17 protein-coding genes and 1 pseudogene are annotated in these 17,580 nt (G+C 66.0%); 6 read left to right on the top strand and 12 right to left on the bottom strand.

All coding sequences use genetic code 11. The features are described 5' to 3' along the window. The first annotated feature begins 18 nt into the window (after positions 1 to 18). Complete coding sequence (locus J8I34_RS15070; RefSeq protein ID WP_029048669.1) at positions 19 to 987, top strand: tripartite tricarboxylate transporter substrate binding protein; 969 nt, start codon at positions 19 to 21, stop codon at positions 985 to 987. Positions 988 to 1,054: 67 nt separating this feature from the next. Continuing rightward, the gene (locus J8I34_RS15065) at positions 1,055 to 2,026 is read left to right on the top strand and encodes an NAD(P)H-dependent flavin oxidoreductase (RefSeq protein WP_209806357.1); all 972 of its coding nucleotides are present in this window, start codon (positions 1,055 to 1,057) and stop codon (positions 2,024 to 2,026) included. Positions 2,027 to 2,372: 346 nt separating this feature from the next. Here J8I34_RS15065 and J8I34_RS15060 read toward each other — a convergent pair. Continuing rightward, positions 2,373 to 3,315: pseudogene (locus J8I34_RS15060) on the bottom strand (LysR family transcriptional regulator). Between the two features lie 294 nt (positions 3,316 to 3,609). On the opposite strand from J8I34_RS15060, the gene J8I34_RS15055 reads away from it, so the two are divergent. Continuing rightward, positions 3,610 to 4,347, top strand: a complete 738-nt coding sequence (locus J8I34_RS15055; protein ID WP_209806356.1) for an SDR family oxidoreductase — start codon at positions 3,610 to 3,612, stop codon at positions 4,345 to 4,347. Positions 4,348 to 4,475: 128 nt separating this feature from the next. Here J8I34_RS15055 and flgL read toward each other — a convergent pair whose 3' ends face one another. From flgL to flgB, 11 genes are all read right to left on the bottom strand, one after another. After that, positions 4,476 to 5,702: a flagellar hook-associated protein FlgL gene (gene flgL, locus J8I34_RS15050; RefSeq protein WP_209806355.1), complete on the bottom strand. Its 1,227-nt coding sequence runs from the start codon at positions 5,700 to 5,702 to the stop codon at positions 4,476 to 4,478. 41 nt (positions 5,703 to 5,743) lie between these two features. Further along, the gene (gene flgK, locus J8I34_RS15045) at positions 5,744 to 7,666 is read right to left on the bottom strand and encodes a flagellar hook-associated protein FlgK (RefSeq protein ID WP_209806354.1); all 1,923 of its coding nucleotides are present in this window, start codon (positions 7,664 to 7,666) and stop codon (positions 5,744 to 5,746) included. Between the two features lie 265 nt (positions 7,667 to 7,931). Then, on the bottom strand, positions 7,932 to 8,969 hold the full coding sequence (gene flgJ / locus J8I34_RS15040; RefSeq protein ID WP_209773535.1) for a flagellar assembly peptidoglycan hydrolase FlgJ: 1,038 nt from the start codon (positions 8,967 to 8,969) through the stop codon (positions 7,932 to 7,934). A 2-nt stretch (positions 8,970 to 8,971) separates the two neighbouring features. Continuing rightward, positions 8,972 to 10,117 carry a flagellar basal body P-ring protein FlgI gene (locus J8I34_RS15035; RefSeq protein ID WP_369796494.1) on the bottom strand — a complete coding sequence of 382 codons (1,146 nt, stop codon included), beginning with the start codon at positions 10,115 to 10,117 and terminating at the stop codon, positions 8,972 to 8,974. Between the two features lie 7 nt (positions 10,118 to 10,124). Then, the gene (flgH, locus tag J8I34_RS15030; protein WP_035878273.1) at positions 10,125 to 10,823 is read right to left on the bottom strand and encodes a flagellar basal body L-ring protein FlgH; all 699 of its coding nucleotides are present in this window, start codon (positions 10,821 to 10,823) and stop codon (positions 10,125 to 10,127) included. Between the two features lie 11 nt (positions 10,824 to 10,834). Beyond that, complete coding sequence (flgG, locus tag J8I34_RS15025) at positions 10,835 to 11,620, bottom strand: flagellar basal-body rod protein FlgG (protein WP_029048755.1); 786 nt, start codon at positions 11,618 to 11,620, stop codon at positions 10,835 to 10,837. Between the two features lie 80 nt (positions 11,621 to 11,700). Beyond that, positions 11,701 to 12,444 (bottom strand): flagellar basal-body rod protein FlgF, encoded by a 744-nt coding sequence (gene flgF / locus J8I34_RS15020; RefSeq protein WP_029048754.1) that lies wholly within the window; start codon positions 12,442 to 12,444, stop codon positions 11,701 to 11,703. Between the two features lie 45 nt (positions 12,445 to 12,489). Further along, positions 12,490 to 13,770, bottom strand: coding sequence for a flagellar hook protein FlgE (flgE, locus tag J8I34_RS15015; RefSeq protein ID WP_209806353.1), 1,281 nt, complete (start codon positions 13,768 to 13,770; stop codon positions 12,490 to 12,492). 63 nt (positions 13,771 to 13,833) lie between these two features. Then, positions 13,834 to 14,505 (bottom strand): flagellar hook assembly protein FlgD, encoded by a 672-nt coding sequence (locus tag J8I34_RS15010; protein ID WP_209806352.1) that lies wholly within the window; start codon positions 14,503 to 14,505, stop codon positions 13,834 to 13,836. A 37-nt stretch (positions 14,506 to 14,542) separates the two neighbouring features. Then, the gene (gene flgC, locus J8I34_RS15005; RefSeq protein WP_029048751.1) at positions 14,543 to 14,950 is read right to left on the bottom strand and encodes a flagellar basal body rod protein FlgC; all 408 of its coding nucleotides are present in this window, start codon (positions 14,948 to 14,950) and stop codon (positions 14,543 to 14,545) included. Between the two features lie 34 nt (positions 14,951 to 14,984). Next, positions 14,985 to 15,392, bottom strand: coding sequence for a flagellar basal body rod protein FlgB (gene flgB / locus J8I34_RS15000; RefSeq protein WP_029048750.1), 408 nt, complete (start codon positions 15,390 to 15,392; stop codon positions 14,985 to 14,987). Between the two features lie 233 nt (positions 15,393 to 15,625). Here flgB and flgA point away from each other — a divergent pair, with 233 nt between their 5' ends. From flgA to J8I34_RS14985, 3 genes are all read left to right on the top strand, one after another. After that, a complete protein-coding gene (flgA, locus tag J8I34_RS14995) occupies positions 15,626 to 16,420 on the top strand; it encodes a flagellar basal body P-ring formation chaperone FlgA (RefSeq protein WP_209806351.1) in 795 nt (264 codons plus the stop codon). A 198-nt stretch (positions 16,421 to 16,618) separates the two neighbouring features. Next, on the top strand, positions 16,619 to 16,927 hold the full coding sequence (flgM, locus tag J8I34_RS14990; RefSeq protein WP_209806350.1) for a flagellar biosynthesis anti-sigma factor FlgM: 309 nt from the start codon (positions 16,619 to 16,621) through the stop codon (positions 16,925 to 16,927). A gap of 7 nt (positions 16,928 to 16,934) precedes the next feature. Continuing rightward, the gene (locus J8I34_RS14985) at positions 16,935 to 17,396 is read left to right on the top strand and encodes a flagella synthesis protein FlgN (RefSeq protein ID WP_209773521.1); all 462 of its coding nucleotides are present in this window, start codon (positions 16,935 to 16,937) and stop codon (positions 17,394 to 17,396) included. Positions 17,397 to 17,580: the final 184 nt, after the last annotated feature.

Genomic DNA, 17,580 nt, shown 5'->3' with positions numbered 1-17,580 from the left:
AACAAGGAGGAGACAACTATGCAAAGACGAAGCTTTCTGCTGGGCTCCGCAGCGGCGGCCACGGCATGGGCAGCGCATTCGCCGCTGCTTGCGCAGGACAAGACCCCGATCAGCATCATCTTGCCCCTGGGCGGCGGCACAGGCGCCGACACCAGCACGCGTATCCTTGCCGATGTGCTGTCCCGCGAACTGCAGCGCACGGTGATCGTCGAGAACAAGCCAGGCGCCGACACCATGATCGCCACGCAATACGTGTTGAGCGGCCCGTCCGACGGAACGCGCGTGCTGATGCTCTCGCCCAGCAACATGGTGATCGTTCCGCTGGTCAACAAGAGCCTGCGCTTCAATCCGGAAACCCAGCTGCAGCCCGTCATTACTTCGGTGCGCGGCGGTGCCGCCCTGGTCGTGAAGGCAGGCAGGTACAAGTCGCTCACCGAGTTCATCGCCTACGCCAAGGCCAACCCGGGCAAGGCGTCGCTGGCCACCTACAGCGGGCATTACTACAAGCTGCTGGCGCTGATGATCCAGCGCGACCTCGGCATCCAGCTCAACAACGTGCAATACAAGGCCCCGGCGCCCGCGCTCAACGACGTGGTAGGCGGCAATGTCGACGCGATGATCATCGATGCCGGCGCCTCGCGCGAATTCTTCCGCGCCGGCAAGATCCATCTGCTGGCCTTGACGCACGAGCGCAGGCCTGCGGCCTTCCAGGATGTGCCGACCTTCAGCGAACTGGGCTACCCCGATTCGACGGCTTATGTGTGGATCGGCTACGGCGTCAAGGCCGGCACGCCGCCCGAGTTGGTGCAGCGCCTGTACAAGGGATTCTCCGCCGCGCTGAAGTCCAGGGAATATCTGGCCTACGTGGAGCAAGCCAGCGCCGGCTCCGAGACGGTCGATCTGGATCCGGAGAAGACCAGGCTCTATGCGCAGGAGGAGCGCAAGCGCTTTGCCCGCCTGATCGAAAAGACCGGCTATGCGAACTGATCGAACTGACATGGCCTGGCGCACCGCATGGTGAGCGGATGCCCAAGCACCTGATGGAGAGGATTGCATGAGTTTGCCTTCATCGCTGGCGTCGCGCCTGCGACTGCCGCTAATTGCCGCGCCGATGCTGCGCGTGTCCGGCCCCGACCTGGTGGCAGCCGCCTGCCGCAGCGGCGTCATCGGCGCGTTTCCCACGGTCAACGCCCGTGGCGCCGAGGAGCTGGACGCCTGGCTTACCCAGATCAAGGCCCGGTGCACCGAAGCGCCTGGCCCGGTCGCGCCGGTCTGCCCAAACATCATCATGCGCCGCCGGGCCACTCTGGATGAGGACCTGCGGGTCCTCATCCGCCACCGGGTGGAGATGGTCATCGCCAGCGTTGGCTCACCTGAGGCCGTCATCCAGCCACTGCACGATATCGGCTGCCTGGTGTTCGCCGACGTGGCATCGATCCGCCATGCCGAGAAGGCGCTGGCGGCAGGGGCCGATGGCCTGATCCTGCTCACGGCCGGCGCCGGCGGGCAGACCGGGGGGGCCAACCCCTTTGCCTTTGTGCGTGCCGTGCGCCGGATGTTCGACGGCCCCATCGTGCTGTCAGGCGGCATGTCCGACGGCGCCGCGCTGTGGGCGGCGCGCACCCTGGGCTGTGATCTGGGCATGATGGGCACGCGCTTCATCGCCACGCCCGAAAGCCTGGGTGCCAACCGCTACAAAGCCATGCTGGTAGACAGCCGGCTCGACGACGTGTTGCTGACCCAGGCCTTCACCGGGCTGGATACCAACATGCTGCGCCCCTCCATCGTGGCGGCGGGGCTGGACCCGCAGGCCCTGCAAGGCAAGGTGTCTCCCGAGCGCGCCCGCGAACTGTTCAGCGAGCATGGCCAGGAGGCGCATGGCCCCAAGCGCTGGGTCGACATCTGGAGTGCCGGGCACAGCGTTTCGGGGGTGGATGGGGTGCTTCCCGTGGATGAACTGGTTGATGTGCTGGCTGGGGAATATGCACGGGCGCAAGCGCAGACTGCGGGGCTGCTGCAGCATTGATGCCGCCGAAGATCGCCAGCAGCCTTCAAGGCTTCACCAACATATCCCTGGCGTACTTGAGTCCCATGCCGTAACCGCCGCCAAAGCGCTCAACCAGTCCGCGCGCCTTGTCATAGGTCTCCTTGCGCGTCCGGTCCCTCTGGAACTCGAGCAAGACCTGCAACCAGCTTGTCACCTCCGCCCCCCTGCAACTCATTCGGTCCAGTGCGTAGCGGTGAGACTCGACGGTCGCAGGCGTCCGCCACGACAAAGGGCTTGTAACCTTCGTCCAGTCAGCACAGCACGGGGAAGCTCACGCATGTCGCACTGATACAGCAGTGCCGGCACCGGCAGCGTACGGGCTGGCTTAGCTTTTGTAGGCAACGGCGTGGGCACAGCCACGGAAGCCATCGGCTCTGTGCAAAGTGGGAGACACGAAACGGGCTGCCAGCCATTGGGCGAATACTCGTACACGTGCCGACAGCTGCCGGTTCTGAGGATATAGCACCGATACAGGCATCGGCGGCGGCGGGTTGCCAGGCAAGACAATCCGTAGCTGACCCGCTGCCAGCTCTCTCTCGATCCGATAGCCAGGTACTTGAACAAGGCCGAGTCCGGAAACAGCAGCACCTGTATATAGCTCGGCGCCAGTCACCGAGATCCTCGACTTGAGTTGCCGCTCTACAGTTTCCTTATCAACCTTGAATTCCAGGCGGCTCGGCCGACCCGTCGCGCTGGAGACGTAGTCCACGGCGTAGTGGTTCTTCAGATCGTCCAGCGTCTTCGGCACACCATACCGCTCAAGATACGCAGGGCTCGCCACAGTGACCTGTTCCAAACGCGACCTGCCGGCCAATCAGGGACGAGTCCTGCAGGACACCGGCGCGCAGTACGCAGTCCACGCCTTCCCGAACGAGATCGACCAGCCGATCGTCCTCCCCGACATGCAAGGTGATGTCCGGGTACTGCGCCAGGAACTCATCCAGAGCCGGCACGACGAAGTGCCTGGCCAAAGTGCCCTGCAGGTTCACCCGCAGCAGGCCTTTGGGCGGTGCATCGCGAAACGAGCTCTCCGCCTCCTCCAGGTCGGTCAGGAGCCGCACGCAGCGGTGGTAGTAAGCCTCGCCGTCATGCGTCAGACGAACCTGTCGAGTGGTGCGCTCGAGCAACCTGGCGCCGAGGCGCTGCTCCAGACGCTTGATGAGGTTTGTCACCGTCGCGCGCGGAATCTGGAGATCCTCAGCCGCCAGCGAAAAACTGCGTCGGTCCGCGATTCGGACGAAAACCTGCATTTCCTGGAAACGATCCATCGGCGCCCATGGTTGATGTGAACGAAACAACGCAAACAACCCTGTCTATTCCATTCCAGACAACCAGAGGTGCAGCGTGCGCCTCCTGCTGGTCCTGTTGGGTATATGCCTGTTCGGGATCCTGCCTACATCAACGGCGACTGCCAGCAACCCAAGAAGATCGCCGCAAGCCATAGCGCACGTCGCCCAACAGTTAAAGCAAATGGAATTGTGATCGCAATCTTCCCATAATTATCTTTTGGGTTGAATAGTCGAGAATCCATCTCACGCCCCCTCAAACGAAGGATTCAGACCATGACCACCATTTCCCACATTGCCCTGATCACCGGCGCGTCTCGCGGCATCGGTGCCAGCATCGCCCGCCGCCTGGCCCGCGACGGCTTCGCCATCGCCATCAACTACGCCTCCAACGCGGCAGAAGCCGACGCCCTGGTTGCCGAGCTGGTTCAGGCCGGCGCTTCGGCCATCGCGATCCAGGCCGACGTTTCAAAGGCTGAACAGGTACAGGCCATGTTCGCTACCGTCGAAGAAAAACTTGGCAAGATCGACGTCCTGGTCAACAACGCCGGCATCCTCAAGACCGCTCCCTTGGCGCAGACCAGCGACGACCTGTACGCGCTGAATTTCGCGATCAACACCCAGGGCGTGTTCAATACTCTGCGGGAGGCGGCCACGCGACTGAACGAGGGCGGACGCATCATCAACCTGTCAAGCACCACGCTGGCGCTGAACCTGCCCGGCTACGCGATCTACAACGGCACCAAGGCTGCGGTAGAAGCCTTCACCCGCGTTTTCGCCAGGGAACTGCGCGGCCGCCGCATCACTGTGAACGCCGTGGCGCCCGGTCCCGTGGCCACAGACCTGTTCCTCAACGGCAAGACAGAAGAGCAGATCCAGACCTTTGCCAAGATGCCGCCGCTGGAACGCCTAGGCCAACCGGACGACATCGCCGCCGTCGTGGCCTTCCTGGCCGGCAAGGACGGCGCCTGGGTAAATGGCCAGGTGCTGCGCGCCAATGGCGGCGTGGCCTGATCGGCGGAGGCCGCCCATGAGCCATTCCCTGCCTCGGTTCTGCCGACCAGTTTCCGGCTTTGTTGCGCTGGCGTGATGGCCCTTATTGTTTCCCAACGAAACCGACCGGCCCTGGCCACCTCCCCCCATCACAAATACTTAAACAAATTCATCCCCTGTATCTGCATAAACGATTGCTGCGCACCCTGCAGCGCAGTCTGCCGCTGGTAATACTCGGTAATCGCCGCCGCATAATCCAGGTCCTGCAGCCCTGACAGCGTCTGCGAATACGTCAGGTCGCGGTTGGTGCCGACGTCGTTCAGCGCATCCAGTTCCTGCATTCGCGAGCCTACCGAGGCGCGCACCGTCAGCACATTGTCCAGCGAGTTGGAGAACTGCCGCGTCGCGGTGGCCAGGACGTTGCTCAGGTGGGCCGTGTCGCTGGGGGTGGTGGCGGGCTGGCGCAGCGTGTCGATCACCGTCTGCAGGTTGCCGAACATGTCGGTACCTGCTTCCCTGGCCGGCTCCATGGTGAGGGTATCGCCGCTCTTGGGCTCGCCGGTGACATTGAAGGTGACGCCACCGAGTTCGATGCGCGTCGGGGAGTTGTAGGCGGTCGGGCCAGACAGCACCGGTGCGGGCACCGGGGCGTCCATGTCGGTAATGCTGTATTCCATCTGGCCGCTGGCGTTGGCCTGGAACGTGACCTGCAGCGATTTTCCGTGCAGCGGGTCGCCGGGATCGGTGATCGAGACCGCGCCGAAGGTGGCGCTGCCGGTGTTGGCGCTGTTGCCCTTGATCACATAGCCGGCGCCGCCGGTGACGCTCATGAACACGTCGCGGCCGTCGTCGCCCGCGGGCATCTGGCGCGCGACGTCGACCTGCAGCAGTTGCTGGCCGGTGTCGCCGACGTAGACGCCGGCGCCACTGGCTTGCGTGAACGGCGCCGTGCCGGAGCGGGTGCCCCCGAACAGGTACTGGCCGTTGCCGTCATCGGAGTTGGCCAGGCCGACCAGCTGGTTGTACAGCCCTTCCAGCGCGGTGGCGAGCGAGCCGCGGTCGGCGTCGCTCATGGTGCCGTTGCCGGCCTGCACCAGCAGCGTCTGGATGTTCTGCGTGACGGTAGTCACCGACTGCAGCGCGTTTTCTTCCGCCGCCAGCGCGATATTGGCCTGGCTGCGCGACGTTGCATACTGGCCGTTGACCGCCTGCGCCTGGCTGACGCCGAGGGCGCGGGTGGCGGCGACGGGGTCGTCGGACGGCGTGAGGACGCGGCGGCCGGTGCCCAGCTGTTGCTGGATATGCAGCAGCGAGCCCTGCTGCAGGTTCATCGACGCCAGGCCTTGCTGGTACAGGGTGGAGCTTGCAACGCGCATGATGGATTGCCTTATCGAATACGTTGACGTGCGGGCAGGGCTTACCGGATGCCGATGAGGGTGTCGAACAGCGAACCGGCCGTCTGGATCACGCGGGCATTGGCCTGGTATAGCTGCTGGAAGCGCAGCATCGACACGGTTTCCTCGTCCATGTTGACGCCCGACACCGACTGCTGCGCCGCCTTGATCTGTGTTGTGACGCTGTCCTGCGATGTCGACGCGATCTTGATCGACCTGGCGCGCGTGCCGACGTCGTTGACCAGCTGCGCATACGCATCGCTGAAGCTGGACACACCGCCGATGGTCTTGGCGTTCTGCAGCTTGGCCAGGTTCAGCATGTTGCCGTTGTCCTTGACGCCGCCGGCGTTGCCGCCGAGCGTGAAGGAGTCGTCCACCGAAGGCGTGCCGCCGAAGCTGAAGGTCAGGCCGCCGATGTTGTAGTCGGTCTTGTCGCCGTTGGCTACGCCAACAGGCTGCGGCGACAGGTCCGTGCCGGCGGCGTTCTTGAAGACGTATTTGCTGCCGTCGTAGATGGCGGTGATCTTGCCGGCAAGCGGCGTGAAGCCCGGCGCAACGTTGCTCAGGCTGGCGGTGGCGCTGCCCTTGTTGCCGGCTGCCGCATCGGCGCGTGCCGGCGAGGCCGCGGCGATCCTGGCGGGATCGCTGATCGCCATGTCGAAGCCGGCTGCGGCATTGCGCGTCGGCTGGATCACGAACGAATCATGGGTGCCCATTGCCGCGTTGATCGTGACGCTAAAGCCGTCGGCACTGAAGGTCAGCGGATAGGTGGGCGCCGGCGTGCCGGGCACTGGCGTGGCCACCTGCGCGTTGTCCGACAGGCGCGTCAGCGTGTAGTTGGTGCCGTCGAACTGCAGCTTGTAGTCGCTGGTAGTCAGTGCCGAGGCGTCGTCGATGGTGGCCGAAGCCACGGTGCTGATGGCAGTGTTGCGGTCGTTGGGCAGCACCGTGGCATTGCCCAGCTTGAACATGTCGGTGCCGATCGCGCCAGTCAGGTCCATGCCCAGCCTGTGCTGCGCATTGAAGCTCTGGCCGATCGCCAGCGACAGCCGGCCGATCGCGCTTTGCGCGGAATCGAGCGTTTCGGTGCGGAACTGCAGCAATCCGCCCAGCGAGCCGCCGGTGATCGCGCCGGGCTGGCTTTCATATACGCTGCCGTTCGGCAGCGAGTAGGCGACCACGGTACGGTCGGGGTCGGCAGCGGAGGTCACGGCCTTCAGGTCGTACGATTCATTGCCCATCACCAGCGGCTGGCCGTTGCCCACGAAGACGTTGTAGGTGCCGCCGTCCTGCACCACCACCTTGGCGCCGACCAGCTTGTTCAACTCGGCCACCGCCTGGTCGCGCTGGTCGAGCAGGTCGTTGGGCGGCTGGCCGCCTGAGGCGGCTTTCAAGCGCGTGATTTCCTTGTTGAGGTTGGCGATCTGCGTGGTGTAGGCATTGACCTGCGACACCGCGGTGCCTACCTGTTCATTGACGCCGGACTGCAACTGCTTGAAATAGTTGCTGGCGGAGCGGACCTGCCCGACCAGGGCCTGGCCGGCGGACAGCATGCCCTGGCGCGCTGCGGGGTCGGCCGGGGTGTCGGCGACCGCCTGCACCGCGGCGAAGAACTTCTGCATCAGCGGCGCCAGGCCGCCCTTCTGGTCGGCGAGCAGGTTGTCGATCTGGGCAATCTGGTCGGAGTACGCCGCCAGCGAGGCGCTTGCCGAGGTGGCGCCGCGCAGCTGCCCGGTCAGGAACTCGTCATAGACGCGGATCACGGTGGTGGTGGTGGAACCGTAGCCGTAGAAGCCCTGGCTGGTGTACTGGCCGCCGGCCGATGCCACGATGGTGTTCTGGCGCGAATAGCCTTCGGTCGCGGAGTTGGCGAAGTTATGGCTGGTCGTCGTCAGCGCATTCTGCGCGGTGTTCAGGCCGGAAAGACCAATACTGAAGAGAGACATCGTGCTCTGATCCCGGATTCGTTGGACTGCCCGCGGCTTGGGGCGGCGATGGTGGATGTGGGAGTTATCGGTCGGTGGGGGCGGGACTTTAGGTTGGCGTGCGGTCCATTGCGCACGAGCGCACGGTGCGCTCCGTGCGCAATAGCCAATAGCCAATAGCCAATAGGCGGCCACATGCGGTTCCACTTGCGGCGGTTTGCTCCCTTCTCCCGCCTTGCGGGAGAAGGGAGCCTCGTTCATACGGTGTCGGCTACGACTGGCGCGGTTACACCGCCACCTTCTTCATGATCTTTACCAGCTTGTGCCCGTACGAGGGATCGGTCGCGTACCCCGCCCGCTGCAGCCCATGCGCTGCTTCCTCCGCCGAGCCCGCGCTCACCACGCCCGCATAGCGCGGGTTGCTGGTCAGCAGCCGCGCGTAGTCCGCGCAGGCCTCGTCATACGATCCATAGGCACGGAACTTCGCCTTCACCTTCTGCGGCTGGCCGTCGACGTACTCGGTGGTGGTGATCTCGGCCACGCGGCCCTTCCAGCCCGATCCGGCCTTGATGCCGAACACGTTGAACGTGGTCGAGCCATCGCCATGCAGGATCTCGCGCTGGCCCCAGCCGGATTCAAGCGCCGCCTGGCCGACGATCAGCCGTGCCGGCACGCCCGAGGCACGGGAAGCGGCTTCGGCCGCGGCCGCCATGCGCGCGACGAAGGCGCTGACATGGGCAGGCGCATCGGCGGGCAGCGGGCCGAGCGCCTCGCCGCCCCGGCCTTGCTCACCGTGGAACCGCGCTTGGTATTCGCGCAAGCCTGCGGTGGGGTTCCAGTTCTGCCCCGGCACAACCGTGCCGAGAGCAGGCAGTTCTGCGGATTCATTGCCGTCGGCAGAAGCGGCGCCGCGGCTGTCGAGCAAACGTGCCATCTCGGCATCGGCGGCACGGCCGGATTCGGCCGGCGTCATCGCATTCATGCCCGTCGGCATCGGCGTGCCCGCGGCACGCGCCAGCTGGCGCACCATCACTTCGGCCAGCCCGATGCCGCGCGACGACATCTGCTGCGCGAGCTGCTGGTCCATCATCGACATGTAGAGCTTGCTCTGCTCGTTGTCGAAGAGGCCATCCTGCGGCGTGGCACTGCGCATGCTCTTGAGCACCATCTGCGTGAACACCGCCTCGAACTGCCTGGCGGCCGCCTGCAGGGTCGCCGCGTCGGCACCGTTGCGCGCGCTGTGCTTGAGTGCTTCGAAGCCCTGCGTGTCGAGCGCGAAGCGCTGTGTCAGGTCCGCGGCCTGCGGTGGCATGGACGCGCTCATGATCAGATCACTTCCAGTTCCGCACGCAGCGCCCCGGCGGCGCGCATGGCTTCCAGGATGGTCTGCAGGTCGGCCGGGGTCGCGCCCAGCGCGTTCAGCCCCTTGACCACGGCGGCCAGCGAAGCGCCTGCCTTGACCACCTGCAGCGAGCCGCCCTGCTGCCTCATGTCGATCTGCGATACCGGCGCGACCACGGTCCGCCCCTCGCTGAACGGCGCGGGCTGGCTGATTACCGGCTGCGTATTGATCACCACCGACAGGTTACCGTGCGCGACCGCGCAGTCTTCCACCGTCACCGCCTGGTTCATCACGATCGAACCGGTGCGGGCGTTCAGGATCACCTTGGCCGCGGCCTTGGCCGGGATCACGTCGATGCTTTCGATGCGGGCCAGGAACCCCACGCGCGCGCTCGGCGCGGAGGGGGCGCGCACCTGCACCGTGCGGCCGTCCAGCGCCGCGGCGACGCCCCCGCCCATCGAGCGGTTGATGGCTTCCACCACGCGCTCGGCGGTGCCGAAATCGGTTTCCTTCAGCTCCAGGTTGAGCACACCGCCGTCCGGCTGGAACGGCGCGACCGCGCGCTCGACGATGGCGCCGTTGGCGATACGGCCTACCGCGAGCTGGTTGATCTGCACCTTGCTGCCGTTGGCCGACGCGCCCGCGCCGCCCACCAGCATGTTGCCCTGCGCGATGGCGTAGACCTGCCCGTCGGCGCCCTTGAGCGGCGTCATCAGCAGCGTGCCGCCGCGCAGGCTCTTGGCATTGCCCATCGACGACACCACCACGTCAAGCTGGCTGCCGGGCTGCGCGAACGCGGGCAGCGTGGCAGTGACCATCACCGCCGCCACGTTCTTGAGCTGCATGTTCTTGCCGGCCGGCAGCGTGATCCCCAGCTGCGAGAGCATGTTGGTCAGGCTCTGCGTGGTGAACGGCGTCTGCATGGTCTGGTCGCCGGTGTTGTCCAGCCCGACCACCAGGCCGTAGCCGACCAGCGGGTTGTCGCGCACGCCCTGGAATGTGGCCAGGTTCTTCAGGCGCTCGGCCTTGGCGACAGTGGCGAAGGCGCCGAAGGCCACGCCGAGCGCCAGGCTGATCACGCTCACGCGCAGCAGGCGTGACAGGAAACGGGCGAGCATGGAAGCGGACATGGCGCGCTCAGAACGGTGAGACATTGAGGAAGAAGCGCTGCAGCCAGCCCATGTTCTGCGCTTCGTCGATCACGCCCTTGGCGGTGTATTCGATGCGCGCGTCGGCCACCTGCGTGGATAGCACTGCGTTGTCGCCGGTGACGGTGCGCGGATTGACCACGCCCGAGAAGCGGATGAACTCGGCGCCCTGGTTGATGGCCATCTGCTTTTCGCCGGAAACCACCAGGTTGCCGTTCTGCAAGACTTCCAGCACGGTCACGGTGATGGTGCCGTTGAAGGTGTTGGCCGCGCTGGCGCCGCCGCTGGCCTTCATGGTGTTGGCGCCATTGATGTCGGCGTTCTGGCTGGTGCCGAACAGCCCGCCCAGCGCGCGCGGCACGGCGTCGAATGCCAGCGTGGTGTTGCCGGTACGGCTGGTATTGGTGCCGGAGTTCTTGCTGGCGTTGACGTTCTCGGTGATGACAATGGTCAGGATATCGCCCACGTTGCGCGGGCGGCGGTCCTCGAACAGCGGATTGCCGGCATAAGACGACTGGTAGATCGATCCGGAAGCCGGGCCGACCGGGCGCGGCTCGGCGCGCGCGGTGGTGGGCAGTTGCACCAGGGGCTCGCGCGGTACCAGCGCGCAGCCGCTCGTGGCCAGCATTGCCACGCCGGCCAGGCAGTAAAGCGCAAGCGCGCCCAGGCGGGAAAGCAAGATGGCCATGTCCACAACCCTCAACCCATCTGCGCCAGGCGCTGCAGCATCTGGTCGGACGTCTGCACGGCCTTGCTGTTGATCTCGTACGCACGCTGGGTCTGGATCATGCTGACCAGCTCTTCCACCACGTTGACGTTGGACGCTTCCACGTAGTTCTGCTGCAGCACGCCGGCGCCGTTCAGGCCTGGAACGGTGGTGTTGGGCGCGCCCGACGCATCGGTCTGCACGTACAGGTTCTCGCCCATGCTCTCCAGGCCGGCAGGGTTCATGAAGGTGGCAAGCTGCAGCTGGCCGACCTGCACGTTGGCGCTCGACCCCGGCTGCGTCACCGACACCGTGCCGTCGCGCGCGACCGTCAGCGACAGCGTGTTGGCCGGGATGGTGACGGCGGGCTGGATCACAAAGCCGCTGGAGGTAACCAGCTGGCCGTTCTGGTCCACCTGGAACGAGCCGTCGCGGGTATAGGCGGTGGTGCCGTCCGGCAGCGCCACCTGGAAGAAGCCCTGGCCGATGATGGCCACGTCCTTGTTGTTCCCGGTCTGCTGCGGATTGCCCTGGGTGTGGATGCGCTCGGTCGCAACCGGACGCACGCCGGTGCCCAGCTGCATGCCCGAGGGCAGCGTGGTCTGGTCCGACGACAGCGCGCCGGGCTGGCGGATGGTCTGGTACATCAGTTCCTCGAACACCGCGCGGCCGCGCTTGAAGCCGTTGGTCGACACGTTGGCCAGGTTGTTCGAGATCACGTCCATCTGCGTCTGCTGCGCATCGAGGCCGGTCTTGGCAATCCAGAGAGAGCGGATCATGGTGGTCCTTGCTGGAGATCGTGTAGCGGTAGCGCTGGCGCTCCGCGCTGGGGTTCAGTGTGGTCGCCGCGTCAGTCGGGTCAATTGGTCGACAGCAGCTGGTTGGCGCGCTGCTCGTTGCCGTCCACGCCCTGGATCATCTTCATCTGCATCTCGAAGCGGCGCGCGTTGGCGATCATCTCGACCATGGCTTCGGTCGGGTTGACGTTGCTGCCTTCCAGCGCGCCCGAGATCACGCGCACGGTGGGATCGGCCTCCAGCGGCTGCGCACCGGGGCGCAGCCGGAACAGGCCGTCGTCGCCGCGCGCGATGGCGTCGTTGGGCGGGTTGACCACACGCAGCTTGCCGACCTGGGCCAGGCCGGCCGAGGCCTCGCCCGGGCCCCGCGCGGTGATGGTGCCGTCCGTGCCGATGGTGACCTGCGAGCCCGGCGGCACCGCCAGCGGGCCGCCGTCGCCCATCACCGGCAGGCCGGACAGGGTCTGCACCTGGCCGTCCTGCGCCACCTGCAGCGCGCCGGCGCGGGTATAGGCCTCGGTGCCGTCAGGCGCCTGCACCACCAGCCAGCCGTTGCCCTGCAGCGCAACGTCGAGCGCGCGGCCGGTGTAGGTCAGCGGGCCGGCGCGCATGTCGGCGCCCGGCGTGGACGCCAGCGTGAAGGCGCGCGTGCCGGCCTCGGCGCCGACCACCGGCACCGCGCGATACAGGTTGACCTGCGCGCGGAAGCCGGGCGTCGACACGTTGGCCAGGTTGTTCGATACCGCCGCTTGCTGGTCGAGTATCTGCTTGGCGCCCGACAGGGCGGTGTAGATCATGCGGTCCATCGACTTGCCTCAGCTGGTTTTGCTTTTCACGCGGCGCGCCACGGCTTACATGTTCACCAGCGACTGCATGACCTGGTTCTGGGTCTCGATGGTTTTGGCGTTGGCCTGGTAGTTGCGCTGCGCGATGATCAGGTTGACCAGCTCGGCGGAGAGGTCGACGTTGGACGCTTCATTGGCATTCGACATCAGCTGGCCGCGCGAGCCGCCCGGCGTGCCGATGACCGGCTGGCCGGAAGCGCCGGTGGCTGCCCAGGTGTTGCCGCCCTCGGCGCGCAGGCCTTCGACATTGCCGAAGCTCGCCAGCACCACGGTACCCAGCTGCTGCGTCTGCTCGTTCGAATAGCTGCCGCGAATGGTGCCGTCGGCTTCGATTGCAAAACCCAGCAGGCTGCCCGAGGCGTAGCCGTTCTGCGTGGGCGGCGCGGTGTCGTTGTCGGAGCCGAACTGCGTGGTGCCGGCCAGGTTGACGTTCATCGACATGGCGGCGGCGCCGTTGGCCGCCGGCGAAGTCAGCGAGAAGTTGGCGGGGCTGGTAGACACCAGCTTGCCGGCGCTGTCGAACGACAGCGTGACCGTATTGCCCGCGGCCGTGGGCGGCGTGGTCGTGGTGTTGTCGACGCCGAGCCGGTTGCCGGCAGCGTCGGTCACGTTCAGCACCCAGTCGGTGCCGCCTGCGACGGCCGGCCGCGGCGGCGTCGCCGTCGCGTCGTTACTGGTCTTGCTGAAATACGCCACCACTTGCCGGGCATTGCCCAGCGAGTCATACACCGTCATGCTGGTGCTGTAGTTGTACATCGACGTGGTCGGCAGGCTCCCCGGCGCGCTGGCGAACGCATCGGCAGGCACGGTACTACGCGAATCCAGGTTGTACTGCGCGGTGATGTCGGTGGTGACCTTGGGCGGCATCGTCGCGGAAGACACCACCAGCGGCTGCGGCGTGGCGCCGCCGCCTGCCGCAGCCGACGGATAGCCGGTCAGCTGCAGGCCCTGCGCGTTGACGATGCGGCCGTCATCCGTGCGCAGGAACTGGCCGTTGCGCGAAAAATGCACCGAGCCATCGGTGCCGACCAGCCGGAAGAAGCCGCTGCCATTGGTGATGGCCACATCGAGCGATCGGCCGCTGGCTTCGATATTGCCCTGCTTGAACGACTGCACCACCGCATTGACCGTGGTACCCAGGCCGATCTTGCTGCCAGCATACACGTCGGCGAACTGCGTCGTCGACTGCTTGTAGCCGACCGTGTTGGCATTGGCGATGTTGTTGCCGATCACATCCAGATTGGCTGCCGCGGCGTTGATGCCGCTTACCCCTTGACCGAAACCCATGGCTATCTTCCTTTGAATGAGCTGTCATTGATGCCCGCCGCTGCGCGCGGACGGCGCATGCAGTTAGAGAATGCGGCGGACGTCGTCCACATTTGCCGTCTGGCCGTTGCCCAGGTCGACCAGGACGCCGGAGGCATCGCCACTGATGCTCTGCACCTTGCCGTAGACCAGCGCAATCGGTTCTACCGAAGCGCCGTTCGCCGTGGCGGTGACGCGGAAGCTGTATTCGCCGTCGGCGACCGGCACGCCGGCATCGTTCTTGCCATCCCACGCAACGTCGTGCACGCCGCTGGTCTGGCCCTTCATGTCGATGGTGCGCACCACATTGCCCTTGCTGTCGAGCACGTCGACGGTGACCGCATCCGCCGTAGAGGGCAGGTCGATGCCGATCTTGCCCGGCACGCCGCCTTCCACCGTCACCAGCTTGCCCGGCACCATCACCGTGCGGCCGATCAGCGCGGCGGAATCCATCGCGCGGCTGGCGCTGACCTGGTTCAGCAACTGCGACAGCGTCGCGTTCATGGTCTGCATGCCGCTGACCGTGGAGATCTGCGCCAGCTGGGAGGTCAGCTGCGAGTTGTCCAGCGGCTTGAGCGGGTCCTGGTTGTTGAGCTGGGTCACCAGCATCTTCAGGAAGTTGTTCTGCAGGTCGGCGGCGCTGGCGCTGCTGCTCTTCAGAGCGTCGTTGATGTTCGTGGCACTGCTGTTGTTGTTGACCGAAGACGTGGTTGTCATGGCGCGCGGTTCCTGTTCCTGAGATCGACGAAAGCCATTACTGGCCGATCGTCAGCGTCTTGAGCATCATGTTCTTGGCGGAATTGAGCACTTCGACATTGGCCTGGTACGAGCGCGAGGCCGAGATCATGTTGACCATCTCTTCCACCGGGTTGACGTTGGGCATGACCACGTAGCCCTGCGCGTTCGCCATCGGATGCGTGGGGTTGTGGACCATGCGCGGCGGCGACGGGTCTTCGCTGATACCGGCCACCTGCACGCCGCCGACGTCGCTCTGGCCGGGCGTGGGGGCCATGCCGAACACGACCTGCTTGGCACGGTAGGCCTGTCCGTCGGGGCTGACCACGCTGTCGGCGTTGGCCAGGTTGGACGCGGTCACGTTCATGCGCTGCGACTGCGCCGCCATGGCCGAGCCCGCGACGTCGAAGATGTTCATTGCCGGCATGCGCTCTCTCCTTGCTGCTGGATCTGTTGCTCGCTTACTGCTGGATCGCCGCCAGCATGGTCTTGATCTTCGAGTTCATCACCGTCAGGCCCGACTCGAAATGCACCGCGTTGTCGGCGAAGGCCACGCGCTCGGCATCCATTTCGACGGTGTTGCCGTCGACGCTGGACTGCAGCGGGACGCGGTAGGCCAGGTCGAACGCCTCGCGGGTCGGTGCCTGCGCGGGCAGGTGGCGCACCTGGGTGGTCGACAGCGACATGCCTTCGTTGCGATGGCCGCGTTCCACGGACTGCGCCAGCGTGCTGGCGAAATCGAAGTCGCGGGCCTTGTAGCCCGGCGTGTCGGCGTGCGCGATGTTGGAGGCAATCACCGATTGCCGCTGGTTGCGCAGGCTCAGCGCTTCCTGCTGGAAGCGTAGCGACGCGTCGAGTCTGTCGATCATGCTGGCATCTCCCTGGACGACCTTCTTCAGGGTTGCCATCTTAGGCGGGGGCTCGTCACGCCAATCGGATGAATAAGGACGGGAAATCCTTGCATTTCGGCACGCCCTCGCGCGAGGCGCTGCCTACAATCGGAACCCGATGACTGATGTAGACGGGGCGTGCCGCCGGTCACGGGGCAGCGCGCCGGGCATGCCGCCAGCGCAGGCCCCGCCGTCCTTGCCGGGAAGTACACATGAACCCAAATCGCCGCACCCTCCGCCGCTATTCGCGCCGCAACGGCCCGCGCAAGGCGCAGGCCCTGCTGGCGGCGTGCCTGCTGTGCCTTGCCGGCGCCACCGGCGCCGCGCCGGCACAGGTCACGCCGGTCGCCATGCAGGCACCGGCCGGCCAGCACGCCGCCGCTGCGAGCCCTTTCACCGAGGATCCCGCGCGCGTTGCCGTGGAGCGCTTCCTGCTGCAGCAGACCGCCGGCTTGCCGGGCAAGGTCAGCGTGCAGGTGGCGCCGCCGTCGGGCGGCCGCGCGCCGGAATGCCTGTCGCCCGATCCGTTCCTGCCCGCCGGCGCATCGCCGTGGGGCCGGGTCTCGGTGGGCGTGCGCTGCGGCGGCGAGCGGCCGTGGGTGCGCTATATGCAGGCGCGCGTGTCGGTGCTGACCGATTACTACGTCGCCGCGCGCGCGCTGGGCCCCGGTGAACCGGTCAGCCAGGGCGATATCGAAGTGCGCCAGGGCGACCTTGCCACCCTGCCACGCGCGGTCATCACCGACCCGGCACAGCTCGCCGGCGCCGTCGCCGCCAACCGCATCGCCGCCGGCTCGCCCATGCGAAGCGACCTGCTGCGCAAGGCCATCGCGGTGCGCCAGGGGCAGACCGTCACGGTGTCGGTCGAGGGTGAAGCGTTCCAGATCACCAGCGAGGGCAAGGTGCTGGCCGACGCCGCCACCGGCAACACCGTGCAGGTACGCCTGCGCAACGGCCAGGTGGTCAACGGCCTGGTGCGCAGCGGCGACACGGTCGTGCTGCAATAGGCACTTCTAGTCTGCTGATCGTGGCTGGCAGCCGGATTCAGATGGCGCCGCGGCATGCGAAAATGCCGCCGGTCCTGCCGTGCGGGCGATATGGTGCACACCCCGGGGGCACACTCCGGGGACACACCCCTGGGGCACGTTCCCTAAAGATTTCCCCGCCACGGCCGTAATGCCATAGGAAACCAGCAAGGAACGCCCGTGAAGATCAACCATTCCACCGCGTCCCGGCCCGCCGACGCGCCCGCAGGCGACGCCGCCGCCCGGCCCCAGGCCGCACCGGCCAGCGCCGCCACGCCGTCCTCCGGGCTGAGCGTCAGCCCGCTGGCCGCGCAGGTGCGCGAGATCAGCAGCCGCCTGGCGCAGGAAACCGACGACGATATCGATACCGCCAAGGTCGAAGAAATCCGCCAGGTCATTGCCGAAGGCCGGATCAAGATCGACCCGGGCAAGATTGCCGATGGCCTGCTCGCCAGCTTGCGCGAGCTAGGCCAGGCCGACCCTCAATAGCCAAATCATGAGCCAAAGCCTGATCCAGTCCTTGCAGCGTGAAACCGAAGGCGTTGAAGCTTTCGGGCAACTTCTTGCGGAAGAGCGCGATGCCATCAAGCGCGGGGATTTCACCGCGCTCAGCGAGTTGCTGACGCGCAAGGTGGAAGTGGGTCAGGGGCTGTCGCGGCAGGTTCGGGCGCGTGAAGCGCAGATGCAGGCGCTTGGCCTGCGTGCTGGTGCGGATGGGCAATTGCTTGGCCGGCAGATTGATGCCGATGTCGCGGAGGCCTGGCGCAAGCTGATCTTTGCTGCGCGGGTGACGCGCGAAGGCAATGCGCTGAATGGCGCGGTCATCAAGGCGCACCTCGATTTCACGCGGGAGGCGATTCAGGCGCTGCGGCAGCATAGTGGGGGGGATGCCGGGTTGTATGGGAAGGATGGGAAGGCGGCGGCTGGGGTGGGGGGTGTCAGCCTGGCTGCTGGCTGATTGGGCTTGGATTTGCGGCTGGGCATCTGGTAGCTAGGACCTGTCCGTATTTTTGTGTGCGAGGCAGTTTTGAATTCGGTTAGCCTCGGGCTGCGGTAAATCGCTCGCCATACAGGATAGCAAACTGGTTCATGGCGGACTTCCAGTCATAAGTCGTGCGAACGGACTTCGTCAGTACGTTGCG

Origin of the sequence: Cupriavidus phytohabitans, from assembly GCF_017815025.1 — a bacterium.
Taxonomy (GTDB): domain Bacteria; phylum Pseudomonadota; class Gammaproteobacteria; order Burkholderiales; family Burkholderiaceae; genus Cupriavidus.
The sequence above is the reverse complement of the archived record's forward strand: the minus strand, read 5'-3'. Positions and strand labels throughout refer to the sequence as shown.